Source organism: Roseateles chitinivorans, from assembly GCF_002761755.1.
In the GTDB taxonomy this organism is placed as follows: Bacteria; Pseudomonadota; Gammaproteobacteria; order Burkholderiales; family Burkholderiaceae_C; genus Roseateles; species Roseateles chitinivorans.
The window spans coordinates 111364-126624 of the sequence record NZ_PEOG01000007.1 but is presented as its reverse complement, the minus strand read 5'-3'; the positions used below and the strand labels follow the sequence as shown (position 1 = coordinate 126624).

12 protein-coding genes are annotated in these 15261 nt (G+C 66.4%); 10 read left to right on the top strand and 2 right to left on the bottom strand.

From position 1 onward, the window contains the following. The first annotated feature begins 119 nt into the window (after window positions 1–119). The 6 genes from CS062_RS02745 to CS062_RS02720 all read left to right on the top strand — a co-directional run bounded on the left by CS062_RS02745 (window position 120) and on the right by CS062_RS02720 (window position 8775). Window positions 120–1139: a TRAP transporter substrate-binding protein gene (locus CS062_RS02745; RefSeq protein WP_099859929.1), complete on the top strand. Its 1020-nt coding sequence runs from the start codon at window positions 120–122 to the stop codon at window positions 1137–1139. A 66-nt stretch (window positions 1140–1205) separates the two neighbouring features. Further along, the gene (locus CS062_RS02740) at window positions 1206–2987 is read left to right on the top strand and encodes an IlvD/Edd family dehydratase (RefSeq protein ID WP_099859928.1); all 1782 of its coding nucleotides are present in this window, start codon (window positions 1206–1208) and stop codon (window positions 2985–2987) included. Between the two features lie 21 nt (window positions 2988–3008). Continuing rightward, window positions 3009–4223: a fumarylacetoacetate hydrolase family protein gene (locus tag CS062_RS02735; protein ID WP_233217881.1), complete on the top strand. Its 1215-nt coding sequence runs from the start codon at window positions 3009–3011 to the stop codon at window positions 4221–4223. Window positions 4224–4254: 31 nt separating this feature from the next. Next, window positions 4255–4869 carry a TRAP transporter small permease gene (locus tag CS062_RS02730; RefSeq protein ID WP_099859926.1) on the top strand — a complete coding sequence of 205 codons (615 nt, stop codon included), beginning with the start codon at window positions 4255–4257 and terminating at the stop codon, window positions 4867–4869. After that, a complete protein-coding gene (locus CS062_RS02725; protein ID WP_099859925.1) occupies window positions 4866–6143 on the top strand; it encodes a TRAP transporter large permease subunit in 1278 nt (425 codons plus the stop codon). The genes CS062_RS02730 and CS062_RS02725 overlap by 4 nt, the downstream gene beginning before the upstream one ends. Window positions 6144–6165: 22 nt before the next feature. Further along, window positions 6166–8775, top strand: a complete 2610-nt coding sequence (locus tag CS062_RS02720; protein WP_099859924.1) for an endo-1,4-beta-xylanase — start codon at window positions 6166–6168, stop codon at window positions 8773–8775. 211 nt (window positions 8776–8986) lie between these two features. Here CS062_RS02720 and CS062_RS02715 read toward each other — a convergent pair whose 3' ends face one another. Further along, window positions 8987–9868 (bottom strand): LysR family transcriptional regulator, encoded by an 882-nt coding sequence (locus CS062_RS02715; protein ID WP_099859923.1) that lies wholly within the window; start codon window positions 9866–9868, stop codon window positions 8987–8989. A 259-nt stretch (window positions 9869–10127) separates the two neighbouring features. Here CS062_RS02715 and CS062_RS02710 point away from each other — a divergent pair, with 259 nt between their 5' ends. The 3 genes from CS062_RS02710 (at window position 10128) to CS062_RS02700 (ending at window position 12369) form a co-directional block, all read left to right on the top strand. Then, complete coding sequence (locus tag CS062_RS02710; RefSeq protein WP_099859922.1) at window positions 10128–10901, top strand: SDR family oxidoreductase; 774 nt, start codon at window positions 10128–10130, stop codon at window positions 10899–10901. A gap of 340 nt (window positions 10902–11241) precedes the next feature. Continuing rightward, complete coding sequence (locus tag CS062_RS02705) at window positions 11242–11817, top strand: hypothetical protein (protein ID WP_099859921.1); 576 nt, start codon at window positions 11242–11244, stop codon at window positions 11815–11817. A 129-nt stretch (window positions 11818–11946) separates the two neighbouring features. Beyond that, on the top strand, window positions 11947–12369 hold the full coding sequence (locus CS062_RS02700) for a hypothetical protein (protein WP_099859920.1): 423 nt from the start codon (window positions 11947–11949) through the stop codon (window positions 12367–12369). A 29-nt stretch (window positions 12370–12398) separates the two neighbouring features. Here CS062_RS02700 and CS062_RS02695 read toward each other — a convergent pair whose 3' ends face one another. Beyond that, window positions 12399–13997 (bottom strand): RecQ family ATP-dependent DNA helicase, encoded by a 1599-nt coding sequence (locus tag CS062_RS02695; RefSeq protein ID WP_099859919.1) that lies wholly within the window; start codon window positions 13995–13997, stop codon window positions 12399–12401. A gap of 205 nt (window positions 13998–14202) precedes the next feature. Between CS062_RS02695 and truD the strand changes: the two genes are divergently transcribed. Then, a complete protein-coding gene (gene truD / locus CS062_RS02690) occupies window positions 14203–15216 on the top strand; it encodes a tRNA pseudouridine(13) synthase TruD (protein WP_099859918.1) in 1014 nt (337 codons plus the stop codon). Window positions 15217–15261 lie beyond the last annotated feature (45 nt).

The window sequence follows — 15261 nt, the reverse complement described above, 5'->3', positions numbered from 1 at the left end:
TCAGTGGACCCTCAGGAGTGGGGCACGTAGCCTGTACTGGCATCGAGAACGGCTCTGCAGAGGGCCGGCGCGTCGCGGCAAGGTCGGCTCGGCACGCATACAACCATTCCGGAGACATCATGCAAATCAGATCACTCGGCTTGGCGGCCGCATTGCTTGCCGCATTGGTCAGCCCCGCTTGGGCGCAGGTCAAGGAACATGTGTTCAAGGTCGGCACTGGCCTCAGCGAAGACCATCCACAGGCGCAGGCGCTGAAGCACTTCGCCGAGCAGTTGGCCGCGAAGAGCGGCGGCAAACTGGTGGCACGGGTCTACACCAGCGGTGCGCTGGGCAACGACGTCAGCATGACCTCCGCGCTGCGCGGCGGCACGCTGGAGATGACCATCCCCGACAGCTCGACGCTGGTGTCGCTGGTGAAGCCTTTCGGTGTGCTGAACCTGCCGTTGACCTTCAATAACGAGAAGGAAGCCGACGGCGTGCTGGACGGCCCCTTCGGGCAGAAGCTGCTGGCCAAGCTGCCGGAGAAGGGCTTGATCGGCCTGGGCTTCTGGGAGAACGGCTTCCGCCACATCACCAACTCCCGTCGCCCGGTGCAGCGCGCCGATGACCTGAGCGGGCTGAAGCTGCGCGTCATTCAAAGCCCGCTGTTCCTCGACACCTTCAATGCCTTGGGTGCCAACGCGACGCCCATGCCCTTCACCGAACTGTATTCAGCGATGGAGCAGTCCGCGGTGGACGGGCAGGAGAATCCGCCGGCCACCATCCTGTCCAGCAAGTTCTACGAGGTGCAGAAGCACCTGGTCCTGTCGCGCCACATGTACAGCGCCTGGGTGCTGCTGATGTCGAAGAAGACCTGGGACCGCCTGTCGCCGGAGGAGCAGAAGATCGTGCAGGAGGCCGCGCGTGAAGCCACCCTGTATGAGCGCAGGACCATCCGGGCGTTCTCCGAGACGGCCCTGGCCGAGCTGAAGAAGGCCGGCATGCAGATCACCGAATTGCCGCCGCCCGAACAGGCCAGGATGCGCGCCAAGCTCCAGCCGGTGCTGGCCAAGTTCAGCAAGGAATTTGGCGAAGACACCACCGCCGAGCTGAATGCCGAATTGGCCAAGGCGCGCGCCGCGGTGACGGCCAAGAAGTAGTCGGCTTCTCATGGCAGGCGGCGCGGCCGCCTTCCGCTCTCCCCACTTCCTTTCACGACGACGGCCATGGACAACCGAGCCGGTCGGCGCTTTCGCTCGCGCGAATGGTTTGCCGATCCCCAACGCTCCGACATGACGGCGCTCTATCTGGAGCGCTTCATGAACTACGGATTGACGCCCGAGGAACTGCGTTCGGGCCGACCCATCATCGGCATCGCGCAGACGGGCAGCGACCTGTCCCCTTGCAACCGCATCCACCTGGACCTGGCCCGACGCGTTCGCGACGGCATCCGCGACGCCGGCGGCATTCCGATGGAGTTCCCGGTGCACCCCATCTTCGAGAACTGCCGTCGCCCCACGGCGGCACTGGATCGCAACCTGGCCTATCTGGGACTGGTGGAGATCCTGTACGGCTATCCGATCGACGCCGTGGTGCTGACGACCGGCTGCGACAAGACCACGCCGGCCGGCATCATGGCCGCCTCCACCGTGGACATCCCGGCCATCGTGCTGTCCGGCGGGCCGATGCTCGACGGCTGGCATGCCGGTGAACTGGTGGGCTCCGGTACGGTGATCTGGCGCAGCCGCCGGCAACTGGCGGCCGGCGAGATCGACGAAGAGGAGTTTCTGCAACGCGCCTGCAGCAGCGCGCCCTCGGCCGGCCACTGCAACACCATGGGCACGGCCTCGACCATGAACGCAGTGGCCGAGGCGCTGGGTCTGTCGCTGCCGGGCTGCGCGGCCATTCCGGCGCCGTACCGCGAACGCGGGCAGATGGCCTACGAGACGGGCCGTCGCATCGTCGGCATGGCATTCGAAGACCTGCGGCCGTCGCGCATCCTGACCCGCGAAAGCTTCCTCAATGCGCTGTCGGTCGTCAGCTGCGCGGGCGGCTCGAGCAATGCGCAGGTCCACCTCATGGCCATGGCTCGCCATGCCGGCGTGGACCTGCGGCCCGAGGACTGGACCGAGCAAGCCTACGATCTGCCGCTGCTGCTGGACATGCAGCCGGCCGGACGCTTCCTGGGCGAGCGCTTCTTCCGCGCCGGCGGCGTGCCCGCGCTGATGTGGGAACTGCAGCAGGCCGGACGCCTGCACGGTGAGTGCGCCAGCGTCACCGGCCGCAGCGTGGCGGAGAACATCCAGGGTCGCGAGGCCACCGATCGCGAGGTCATCCGGCCATTCAACGCGCCGCTGATGGAGAAGGCCGGCTTCCTGGTGCTGAGCGGCAATCTGTTCGACTTCGGCATCTTGAAGACTTCGGTCATCTCGCAGCGCTTCCGCGAGCGCTACCTGAGCCGGCCTGGACACGAGGGGGTATTCGAGGCACGGGCCGTGGTGTTCGACGGTGCCGACGACTATCACGCCCGCATCAACGACCCGGCGCTGGAGATCGACGAGGGCTGCATCCTGGTGATGCGCGGTGCCGGGCCGATCGGATGGCCGGGCTCGGCCGAGGTGGTGAACATGCAGCCGCCCGATGCGCTGATCCAGCGCGGCATCCAGACCTTGCCCACCCTGGGGGACGGCCGCCAGTCCGGCACGGCCGACAGCCCCTCCATCCTCAACGTCTCGCCCGAGAGCGCCGTCGGTGGCGGGCTGAGCTGGCTGCAGACCGGCGACCGCATCCGCATCGACCTCAACGCCGGCCGCTGCGACGCGCTGGTGCCGGCCGAGGAGATCGCACGCCGCCAGCGCGAGTTGCCGCCACCGCCGGTGCCGGCCAGCCAGTCGCCGTGGGAGGAGATCTACCGCAGCCACACCGGCCAGCTGGCAGACGGTGCCACGCTGGAGATGGCCCTGAAATACCGCCGCATTGCCGAGCGCACCCCGCGCCACAACCACTGACATTCGCACGAGGAACGCTGAATGACTGCAACCACGATGTCCCTGCCGCTGCGCACCGATGGCCTGCATCCCGTGCTGCCACAGGATGGCCTGGCCGGCGCGCTGGTGGGCCGCGTGTGGCGGCCGGGCGCGCCGGCCGGCCCGGCCGTTGTCGCACTGCGCGCCGATGGCGTGTTCGACCTGAGCTCGCATTTCCCCACCATGAGCACGCTGCTGGAGACCCCGCAGCCGGCGCAGGTCGCGCGCACCGCGATTGGCGAGCGCCTGTGCAGTGTCGAAGCGCTGCTGGAGAACAGCCGGCCGGAAGGGCGTGACGAGACCAGGCCCTGGCTGCTGGCGCCCTGCGACCTGCAGGTGGTCAAGGCCGCGGGCGTCACCTTCGCCGCCAGCATGATCGAGCGCGTGATCGAAGAACAAGCCGGTGGCGACGCGAGTCGCGCGCAGGGCCTGCGTAGTCAGGTGCAGGCCCTGATCGGCGATCGCCTCTCCGAGATCCGCCCCGGCTCGCCGCAGGCCATGGCGCTGAAGCAGCTGCTGCAGGAACGCAAGCTCTGGTCGCAGTACCTGGAAGTCGGCATCGGTCCCGATGCCGAGGTATTCACCAAAGCGCCGGTGCTGGCCTCGATCGGGCACGGCCAGGACATCGGCATCCGCACCGATTCGCAGTGGAACAACCCCGAGCCCGAGGTGGTGCTCGCGGTCAACAGTCACGGTGGCATCGTGGGCGCCGCCTTGGGCAACGACGTCAACCTCCGCGATATCGAGGGTCGCAGCGCACTGCTGCTGGGCAAGGCGAAGGACAACAACGCCTCCTGCGCCATCGGGCCGTTCATCCGCTTGTTCGACGGCGACTTCGGCCTGGACCAGGTTCGCCGAGAGACCGTGCACCTGCAGGTCAGCGGGCACGACGGCTACACGCTGCGCGGCATCAACACCATGACCAGTATCAGCCGAGACCCCGTCGACCTGGTGGCGCAGACGCTGGCCTGCCACCAATATCCGGACGGCTTCATGCTGTTCCTGGGCACGCTGTTCGCGCCCATCGAAGATCGCGACGAGCCGGGCGGCGGCTTCACCCACAAGGTGGGCGACGTGGTGACCATCCACAGCCATTGGCTCGGCAGCCTGCAGAACCGGGTGACGTATTGCGAGGCCGCGGCACCCTGGCGCTTCGGCCTGCGGGCGCTGATCGGCAACCTCGCCGACCGCGGTCTGCTGCAGGGGGCGACGCTGTGACCGCCGGGCAGTTCATCACGGGGACGGCGCCATGATCGACGCCGCCATCGATCGGTTCTGCCGTGCCATCGACCTGCTGATCGCCGGCGCACTTGCCGTGATGGTGGTGCTGGTGTTCGGCAATGTCGTGCTGCGCTACGCCTTCAACTCCGGCATTGCCGTCAGCGAAGAGGTGTCGCGCTGGCTGTTCGTCTGGCTGTGCTTCCTGGGGGCGGTGTCCGCGTTGAAGGAAGGCGGGCACCTGGGCACCGACATGCTGGTGTCGCGCCTGCCGGTGGGCGGAAAGAAGGCCTGCATGCTGCTGGGCCACCTGCTGATGCTGTACGTGACCTGGCTGTTCCTCGAGGGCAGCTGGCAGCAGGCGCGCATCAACCTGGACATGGAGGCGCCGGTGACCGGCGCTTCCATGGCCATCTTCTACGGATCAGGCGTGGTCTTCTCGGTCTGTGCCGGCCTCCTGCTGCTGTTGCAACTGGTGCGTCTGCTGACCGGCCGCATCGGCGAGAACGAACTCGTGATGGTCAAGGAATCCGAAGAACAGGCGGAGCTCGAAAGCCTGCAGGCCGAGCTGGCCAGCGCCGATGCGCAGCAGGATCCAGCCCGCGTTCAGTCTGCCAGCGGCACCGCCCGGGACGCGCGGTCATGACGGTCGTCATCTTCCTCGGCAGCCTCATCGGGTCGATGGCGCTGGGCATTCCCATCGCTTACGCGCTGCTGGTCAGCGGCGTGGCGCTGATGTGGCATCTGGACCTGTTCGACGCGCAGATCCTGGCGCAGAACTTCATCAACGGCGCCGACAGCTTCCCGCTGCTCGCAGTGCCATTCTTCATGCTGGCCGGCGAGATCATGAATGTCGGCGGCCTGTCGCAGCGCATCGTCAACTTCGCGCTGGCGCTGGTCGGCCACGTCAAGGGCGGGCTGGGCTATGTGGTCATCGTCGCCGCCTGCCTGCTGTCGGCCCTGTCGGGCTCTGCCGTGGCCGACGCCGCGGCGCTCACGGCGCTGCTGCTGCCGATGATGGTCAAGGCCGGCCACAAGAAGGAGGTGTCGGGAGGGCTGATCGCGGCGGCGGGCGTCATCGGTCCCATCATCCCGCCCAGCATTGGCTTCGTCATCTTCGGCGTCGCCGCCAATGTGTCGATCAGCAAGCTCTTCATCGCCGGCATCGTCCCCGGCGTCATGATCGGCATCGGCCTGGCGCTGACCTGGTGGTGGGTGGGCCGCAAGGAGCAGCTGGCACTGCCCCAGCGCAGGACACGCGCCGAGGTCTGGGCCGCCGCACGCAAATCGGTGTGGGCGTTGATGCTGCCGGTGTTCATCTTGGTGGGCCTGCGGATGGGCGTCTTCACGCCCACCGAAGCGGCGGTTGTCGCGGCGGTCTACGCGCTGTTCGTCGCCACCGTGGTCTACCGGGAACTGTCGCTGAAGGCGCTGGTGCGTGTCTTCGTCACCGCGGCGCGCACGACGGCCGTGGTGATGTTCCTGGTGGCCGCCGCCATGGTGTCCGCATGGCTGGTCACGGTGGCCAACCTGCCGACGCAGGTGGTGGATCTGCTCCGCCCGCTGCTCGACAACCAGACGCTGCTGCTGATCGCCATCATGGTGCTGGTGATGCTGGTCGGAACGGCGATGGACATGACGCCCACCATCCTGATCATGACGCCGGTGCTGATGCCTTTGATCAAGGCGGCCGGCATCGACCCGGTCTACTTCGGCGTGCTGTTCATCATCAACAACGCCATCGGCCTGATCACGCCACCGGTGGGCACCATCCTCAACGTGGTGGCCGGCGTCGGCCGCATGAAGATGGACGCGGTCACGCGCGGCGTGCTCCCGTTCATGGCGGCCCAGTTCGCGGTGCTGTTCATCATGGTTCTCTTCCCGCAGACGGTGCTGGCGCCGCTGCGCTGGTTCTACTGAAACGCCAGCCCAAGGAGACAACATGCACCTGGCAACGCCCAGCAGACGTGACATCAGGGCCCTACTGATCGCCTGGCCGGCCGGGCTGGCGATCGCGAACGGCGCATGGGCCATCGATCGACCGGCCAACCCCGCTGACTGGCCGGCGCTGAAGGAGGTCTACAAGCACCACTTCCTGATCGGCAGCACCAACCTCAGCGCCGCCAACTTCGGCGCCAACGTGTTGCCCGGCGAAGACTCGGTCGCGGCCATGACGCTGAAGCACTTCAACGCGGTGACGCCGAGCAACGCGATGAAGCCGGAGTTCTGGAATGGCGGCATCAGCAATCCTGCCCCGACCTTCCTCACCAACTTCAGCTCCGGCATCAACGCCGACATCAGCGCCGCCAATTCGCGCGGCGTGAAGGTGACCGGGCATGTACTGCTCTGGCACAACCAGTCGGCTCAATGGCCGGCTCCCAATGTCCTGACGCCGACCGGCAGTTGGGAAACGCCGTGGGATTACGGCACCGCGAAGGCGAGCCTGGAGTACTACGTCCGGACCGTGGCCGGCCATTTCGACAAGGAACCCTTCAAGGTCTACGCCTGGGACGTCGTCAACGAAGCGTTCAAGGACAGTCCCGACAACCCGGCCGACTGGAGAAACGCCCTCCGAACCGGCTACAACCCCGAGGAGCGCCCGTCCCGGTGGGCCCAGGCCTACGCCAAAGGGGGGAAAAGCTGGGACTACATGTATGACGCCTTCTTCTACGCGCGCCAGAACACGACGGCGATCCTGAACTACAACGACTTCAACGACAACGAGCGAGCCTCCAAGGCCACCGCGATCGCCGCCATGGTCAAGGAGTTCAATGAACGGTACGCGGCCGACGCGGCCGCGGGCAAAGGCCGGATCCTGCTGGATGCCAAGGGCAATCCCAGACCCCTGATCGATGTCATCGGCACCCAGGGGCACTGGGACATGAGGCTCAATCTGGATGCTTTCGAGAGGACCATCAGGACCTATCTCGACACCGGGGCCAATGTCGATCTGACCGAACTGGACCTTGCCCCCACCCTGGGGTTGGACAAGGGCGAGCGCATCCAGAACGGACCCGAAATGGAGGCCTTGTTCATGGAGCAGGGCATCCAGTACGCGAAGCTGTTCAGCCTGCTCAAGGAATACGCCGCCGGCCCAGCGGGCCGACACCCCGAATACAAAGGGGGCGTGCACCGGGTCACCTGGTGGGGGATGACGGACCCGGGCTATCACGTCAACGGATATCCGTGGTCCGGCGTCGGTCGGCCGAAGGAGGCGTACTGGGCCGTGACCGATCCGGAGCAGTACCTCGTCGACGCTGGCCTGCCGCCACATGGCGTCACAGCGACCTTCAGGTACGGCGGAGAAACGTTCAGGGCCAGGACCTGGGGCGGCAAGAGTGCTCATGCGATGCTCGACATCCATGTGCCGGCACAGACGAAGCATGTCGCTTTCAGTGCATCCAATGTCTCGCTGCCGGCGGGCTTTGCCGTCGAGCGCATGAAGTTCAACCCGGCTGATTGCGCCGTGGTTCCTGGAAAGCCCTGCCATGTGACGATCACTGCCAGAGGGCCTGCACCGGCAGAGGCCTATCGGAACGCCGGTGTGGAGAACACGGCCACGTTCGTGCTGTCGTTTGGAAAGATGGCCGTGGGATGGATGGAGGCCGCCAATGCGTTGGAGGCGCCGCTGTCCTATGCGGAAGTCCGATTCAGTGACGGCATCACCCGATTCAAGCAATACAAGACCACGTATGGTGGCGATGGCCTGGCGAGGGCGTCTGGCGCCCCGGAGACGACGGTGGTGCCGAAACACGGTCGTCGCACGCTGGTCCTGTCGCCGCGAGACCCCATCGCCAGTCCGTTCGGACTGCGCTTCCACAAGCATCCGGCGACGGAGAAGGCCTGGCGGCTCGCCACCAGACTGGAACCCGGGAGGACCTACATGGTCGTTTCCGGGGAGTCGGCCTTCAACGGGCGCACCCGGGCAGCCGCCTTGACCAACAGAAGCAAGCCTGCAACGGCGGCCTCTCCGGAGTCGCTGTCGCGCACGCCTGTCATCCTTCGCGGCCGCACCCTCATTCCATTGCGCAACTCGAATGCACCCGAGTCTGAACCTGCGCTGGCCCAGGACAACCACAAGTTCGTCTTCGAGGAGGCGACGAGCCCAGCCGCGGGCCCGTACGCGGGTCGGGAGGGGCACACGATGCAGAGCTTCATCCATGGCACCAATGTCTATCCGCACATGATGTTCCGAGGCAATGGCGCGAATGGCAGCGCCTTTGCCGGACAGCATTCGCTGATCACGCGACAGACGAACGGCCAGGAGGGATCGCAGATCGCCGACAGGGCGCTGGATCAGGCGGTGTGGTTCAGCACGCCGATCGACCCGAGGACAGGGGAAACGAAGATGTTCCTGTACACCGACAAGGGCGGCGTCAAACAGCATTTCGTCCTGAAGGAAGTCGTCGATGGCACGACACCGAACAGGGACGCCGGGAATGCGATCAGCCAGCGGCAAGGGGCCGAGGGCGGTTTCGTCGCCTTGCAGGCGGGAAGTCCCAAAGAGGGCACGAGCGTCAAGCTCTACGTCTACGACATCGAGTGGGAGTAGCCGGGACACATCGGGGCCGGCGCCGGATCGACGTGCGAGGGACGCGTGGCGCCAAAAGCGTCCTTCGGCAAGCGATCCGGCCAACCCGGATTCCTCAGCAGCGCCGACCTTGATCGGAACGGCATTGTCGATGCGCGCGATATCGCCGCCCGCTTGCGACGGCTCCCGGCCGGCGCACGTTGTCGCTCGATCGCCTGAGCCTGCGTGACAGTCAGAGGCGGTCGGCCAACTCCTTCGCGAAGAAATCTGTCACCTGCCGCACCCTGGCCGATATGAACTTCCGGTTTGGCCAGATGAGGCTGACATCGCGGGATTCGCTGATGAACTCGTCGAGCACCGTCACGACCCCCGCGTCTCGCAACTCGCGGGTAAGGGTGGCGCCATGGAACATCCCGATGCCGACGCCCGCTCGCACCGCCGAGAGGATCGTCTCGACGGTATTGGAGGAAAGATTCCCGCTGACCCGCACGCTGAACTTGCCGGTCGGTCCTTCGAAAGCCCAGCTCTCGATCCCGTTGAAGACGATGCAGTTGTGGTGGACCAGATCCTCGGGCATCTGCGGCGTGCCGTGCCGCTCGAAGTAATCGCGGGAGCCCACGCAGACCAATGAGGCGTTCGAAACGCGCTTGACGACGGCGTCAGGGCTGTACGACGGGCTGATTCGAATGGCCAGATCGATGCTCTCGGCCAGCAGGTCCTGCACACCGTCGGTCAGTTGGAGGTCCAGCTTCAGCTTCGGATGAAGCGCCAGCAACTGCGGGATGAGCGGAAGCACGTGCAGTCGCCCGAAAGACGCCGAGGCGGCGATCCTGACCAGCCCCGAGAGCTCAAGCGTGCTGCTCGTCAACTCGCCGTCCGCCTGCGCGATTTCGTCCAGCAGCGGCTTCATCCGCTCGTGGTACTTCCGACCGTGGTCGGTCAAGGTCACGCTGCGCGTGCTGCGATTGAGCAGCCGCACGCCAAGCCGCTTCTCCAGGGCGCTGACCGATTTGCTGATGACCGATTGAGACTCTCCGATCCGTCGTGCAGCAGCGGAAAAGCCGCCTGCGTCCACCACTGCCACGAACGCGGTCAGTTCCTGAAATCGATCCATTGGGCCCTCTCGATGGCTGCCGGGCTGCTCGCCGCCTCGAGCAGCGTCAGCCTCATGATTAATTCCGAAATGGAATAGAAATCATGCAAACGGTTCGGATTATCGACGGGTTCGCGGGTAATTAGCATGACCTCCATGCCGCAAGCACAGCTCGTAGGGCCGCTCGAAGGGGTAGTTCCCATGAGCCGGCACGGCATGACAACCCCATGGGGCTGAAGCGACCGCTGCCCCACCTGAGCACTGGAGAAAGCGAGGAATCATGACTGCGGCCAACAATCAGCAAGAAGCCACCCCGTTCACGCCGATGAGCCTGGCGGGGAAGAAGGTCGTCGTCGTGGGCGGCAAGACGGGCATCGGCCTGGGAGTGGCGCGTGCCGCGCGCGCAGCTGGGGCGACGGTGATCGTGGCGAGCCGTCGCATTTCCTTGAGTGGCGAGCGACCGGACCTCGCCGACTTCGAGCAGGTGCGCCTGGATGTGCGCGACGAGTCGGCCGTCAAGGCGGCGTTCGACGCCATTGGCCCGCTGGACCACCTGGTCGTCACCGCGGCCCCGGATCTCGGCAGCTGGGGCGCCTTCATGGACGCAGACATGCAGGGCGTACGACGTTACCTGGAAGGCAAGTTTCTCGGCAGTTGGGCCTGCGCCCGTCATGCCGCGCCGCATCTGCGGCCCGGTGGCACGATCACCTTCCTGACCGGTGGCATGGCCGCCCGACCGAAGATTGGTTTCGCCGCCGTGACCTCCGCGTTCGCCGCCGTCGAGGCACTGTCCGGATCGTTGGCGCTCGAACTTGCACCGACGCGGGTGAACACGATCCGTCCGGGCTTCATTGACACCGACATGTGGAGCTTCCTGCCGGTTGAGCATCGCGACGGCCTGCGCAAGAAGGTGGAAGAGACCTTCCCGTCGCGGCGCGCCGGGAAGGCGGAAGACATCGGCCATGCGGCGTTGTTCCTCATGACCAATCCCTATGTGACGGGCACCGTGATCGAGGTCTCAGGCGGCGAGAACCTGGTTCCGAGCGTCTCCTGACATCGACCAAGACGCACTGCGTCCGCAGCCGTTCCCAGGGCATGGGCAAATCGAGCGGGCCGCTCGGCGACGGCTCGGCGCCTCGTCAACCGAGCGCTGAAGCCGGTGTGCGGAACTGTTCATGTCGGACTTCTTGCCGGCTCTTTGGATGCTGAGCCTCATGTTCTTGAGCAAACCGCCGCCGACCTCGCCCACGCCGTTCGGGATGGCGGCGGCGAAGCGGCCGAACTGATCGAGTGACCGCGGCGAAGACGGTCGATCGAACCACGACCTAGGTCATGCCGGCGGCCCCCGGCGATTGGTTATCGTCGCTCGCTGATCTCCATGTTGAAGGGCCGTCATGCTCGACCTCCATCAGTTCATCGCGCTTTTCCAGGGGCGCCCGGTGCCCGAGGACCTCATTCGCCTCGGCGGCTTCCAGAACGTCGTCAAGACGCAGTACACGCAGAGCCTGTGGCTCACCGACCATGAGAAGCGCGGCCTCGAGGCCGGCTGGTCCACCGACCCCGCGTTCCTGGAGCGACTGGTGGCCTTCGGCGTGGCCAATGGATCGGGCTCGTTCTACGCGCTGTGGAATCCGGATGACGGCAGCGAGCCGGCGGAGTGGCCGGTGGTGGTGTTCGGCGACGAAGGCGGTGAATGGGTGATCGCGCGCAACCTGCGCGAGCTGCTGCAACTCAGCGGCCTGGACGTCGAGCCCTATGTCGACCACGAGAGCGCCTACTTCTTCATCGACGAGGACGAAGAGGACGAGGACAAGTACGCGAGCGACGCGATCGAGGACTACCGCGAGTGGCTCAGGGAGGTTGCGCAGCTGGACCCGCTTGCCGATCCGGATCCGGTGGTCGAGCGCGCCCGCGCCCAATGGCAGGCGCAGTTCGACGCGTGGAAGGCGCCGTACCTGGAAGGGCGCTGAGAAGACCTCGCCGGATCGCGACAGCGGGTGCTGCCAGCTGATGCTTCGACAAGCGGTCGGGTGATGGCCGATGCGGCTTGCTGCACACTGTCCGCTGCTCCATCCGTCTGCCGGACTCGGTGTCGTCTCATGCCACTTCGTTTCGTCTTCCTCACGATCAGCGTGTTGCTCTACCTGCTTTCGCTGGCATTGCCCGCGCTGCGCTATGTCGGCGGCGAGTCGGTGAGCGGGTTGTTCATCCTGGGCCTCGGTTGGTACAACGGCACCGCCCATTGGTTGGCCAATCCGTTGATGTGCGTCGCGTGGTTCGCGCTGGTGGTCCGCAAGCCGGCGTTCTCGATCGCAGTGCTTGTCGCTGCGGGCTACCTGATGCTGAGCTCGCTCGGCATCAAGGATGCCGTCTGGGGCGGTGAGTCCGGTATCCGGGCACCGGTTGACCACCTAGACATCGGCTTCTGGATCTGGTTCCTGAGCGCGGTCGTCGCGGCGATCGGCGCGGGGGCCGACTGGGCCCGAAGCCGCATCGCTGGCGGGGGCGGCGAGCCAGCTTGAGCCGATTGCTCTCCGCAGGGCGCCGTCAATCACATCGATCCAGACTTTCGACCTGCTCGCCGCAGACCGTTCTCGGGCGCTGATCGGTCGCATCCACATCGACGCTCATGCGCATCGATCCGCTCACAGCTGTCGCAGCCGTGGCAGCGATCGAAGACCGCCGCCTCGTCCAGTGCCTCCAGGATGTCCCGCCATCGGCAGCGCCCCGACTGCGCGTACGAGACCATCTGCTCCAGGCGGCGCCGGTCCTGCTCACCTTTGGCTTCATAGCGGCCCATCGCATCGCGCAGGGCCTGCGCGTCGCCCGGCGGTGGATCGACCAACCGCAGGCGGTCCTCTGAGCTCGACAGCCAACCCTCATCCGCCAGCAGCGCCGTCAGCGCCCGCAGCTTGGTGATCGGCCGCCGAAGACGTCGACGCAACGCCTCCAGTGTCCATCCTGCTTCGTCGGGCGGCGTCTCGCGCAGCGCTTCCGTCAGGGCCTGCGCGTCGGCCAGCGCCGGGTAGCGGCCATTCAGGAAGAACTGCTGCACCGATCGATCGCCGGGCACGAAAAGCAGCGTGCAGTCCGCGCGCTCGCCGTCGCGTCCTGCTCGGCCGGACTCCTGGTAGTAGACGTCCAGTCCCGCAGGCAGCTGGTAATGGACGATGCGACGGATGTCCGGCTTGTCGATGCCCAGACCGAAGGCATTGGTCGCGACCATCACGCGGACCTCCCCGCGCATGAAGCGATCCTGCGCCTCGTGTCTGGCCGCGGCGCGCAGGCGGCCGTGATAGAGGGTCGACGTCACGCCCGCGGCGAGCAACGCCTCGTGGACGGACTGCGCGGACTTCACCGTCGCGGTGTAGATGATGGTCGACGGCCTGGCGTCGGGCCCGGCGTCGGGTTCTGGATCCGCGTTCTCGATCGCAGCGCGGTCCGGCGACCCCGCGACGATCTCGATCAGGCGCCGCAGCTTGTCCGCGTCGTTGGCCAGCGGCTCGACGCGGTAATGCAGGTTGGCGCGATAGCTGCCGCCGATCAGGCAACCGGCCGCCGGAATGTCGAGTTGCCGAGCGATGTCCTCGATCGTCTCTCCGGTGGCCGTCGCGGTCAGCGCAAGCACCGTCGGCATGCCCAACGCCTCGCGCGCGGCGCCCAGGCGCAGGAAGGCGGGGCGGAAGTCGTGTCCCCATTCGGAAATGCAATGCGCTTCGTCGACGACCAGCAGATCGGTGGGTCGCTGGGCCAAGCGGGCGAGCCACGCCTCGTCCGCCAGGCGCTCGGGCGTGAGCATCACGACCTGCGCGGTGCCGTCGAGCGCGGCCGCTTCCTGCTCCGCCAGTGCCGCGGCCGGCAGACCGCTGTGCACCTGGGCGCAGGCGATGCCGAGTGCGGCCAGTCGTTCGCACTGGTCCTTCATCAAGGCGATCAGCGGCGACACGACGACGGTGCGTCCCGGCAGCAGGGCCGCCGGCAGTTGATAGCACAGCGACTTGCCCGCGCCCGTGGGCATCACCGCCAACGTGTTCAGGCCCCGCAGCACGCGATCGATGACCTCCCGCTGGCCGGGCCGCCAAGTGCGCAAGCCAAAGCTGCGCAGCTGGCGTTCGAGGGTGCGTTGTGACGGAGGGCGACGGCGTGGCATTGAGGACAGGCTTTGAACGCGGGGGATGCGCAGCCGGCCTTCAGCAAGCCGCGCGCCCGGGGCGCTCCCCACTGGCCACTTCTCCGCGCGCAGCGTTTCGATGGACGTTGCTCTCGTCCTTGCTCGTCGAGGCCCGCGGGCAGGGAGAGAGAATCGCCGGCCGGACTGCCCCTTCCTCTCTCCACCCGGCGCCGTCAGACTGCTCATGACCGACCCTCAATACACCACCTTGCCGCAATGGCCCAACGCCTATCCGGCCAGCGGCGCCAGCGGCACCCTGAAACTCCTCAACGAGGATTTCATCGTCACCGAATTGCCGCTGCAGCTGCCCTCCGGCGAGGGCGAACACCTCTGGCTGGAGGTCGAGAAGAACGGCGCCAACACTGCCTTCATCGCCCAGCAGCTGGCCGAGGCGGCCGGCGTGCAGGAGCGGGACGTCGGCTATGCCGGCCTCAAGGACCGCTACGCCATCACCCGTCAGTGGTTCAGCATCTATCTGCCGAAGGGCGAGACGCCCGACCTGACCTTGCTTCAGCACCCGGAGTTCAAGGTGCTGAGCCAGAGCCGCCACGTGAAGAAGCTGCGCCCTGGTGATCTGCAGGGCAATCGATTCCGCATCGTGCTGCGTGACGTGACCGGCGACCGCGACGCCGTGGAGGCCAACCTCCAGGCCATCGCGTCCCAGGGCGTGCCCAACTACTTCGGCGCTCAGCGCTTCGGCCACGACGGCGGCAACGTCGAGCAGGGCCGGGCCATGCTGGCGCGCGAGATCCGGGTGCGCAACCCGAAGAAGAAGGGCATCTACCTGTCGGCGGTGCGCTCCTTCGTCTTCAATGAGGTGCTGGCGCTGCGAATTCAGCAGGGACTGTGGGGCAAGGCCCTGCCCGGCGACGTGATGGACGAGGCGGGCCGGCCCACCGGACCGCTCTGGGGACGCGGCCGCGTGGCCACGACCGATCAAGCGCAAGCCTTGGAGAACGGCGTGGCGGAACGTCACGCCACCTTGTGCGACGGCATGGAACACGCCGGCCTGGATCAGGAGCGTCGCGCCCTGGTGGCCAGCCCGGCAGAGATGTCGTGGGAATGGACGGAAACCCACCGACTGGTCCTCACGTTCTCGCTGCCTGCCGGCAACTATGCGACGTCCGTTCTGAACGAGATCCTCCGCACGACGGAGCCCGACCGGCACAACGAGAACGAGCCCGCGCCTGTCGAATGACGGTGTTCCCCCCTCCGGTCGAAGAGCGAGAAGCCTGTTCCTCGA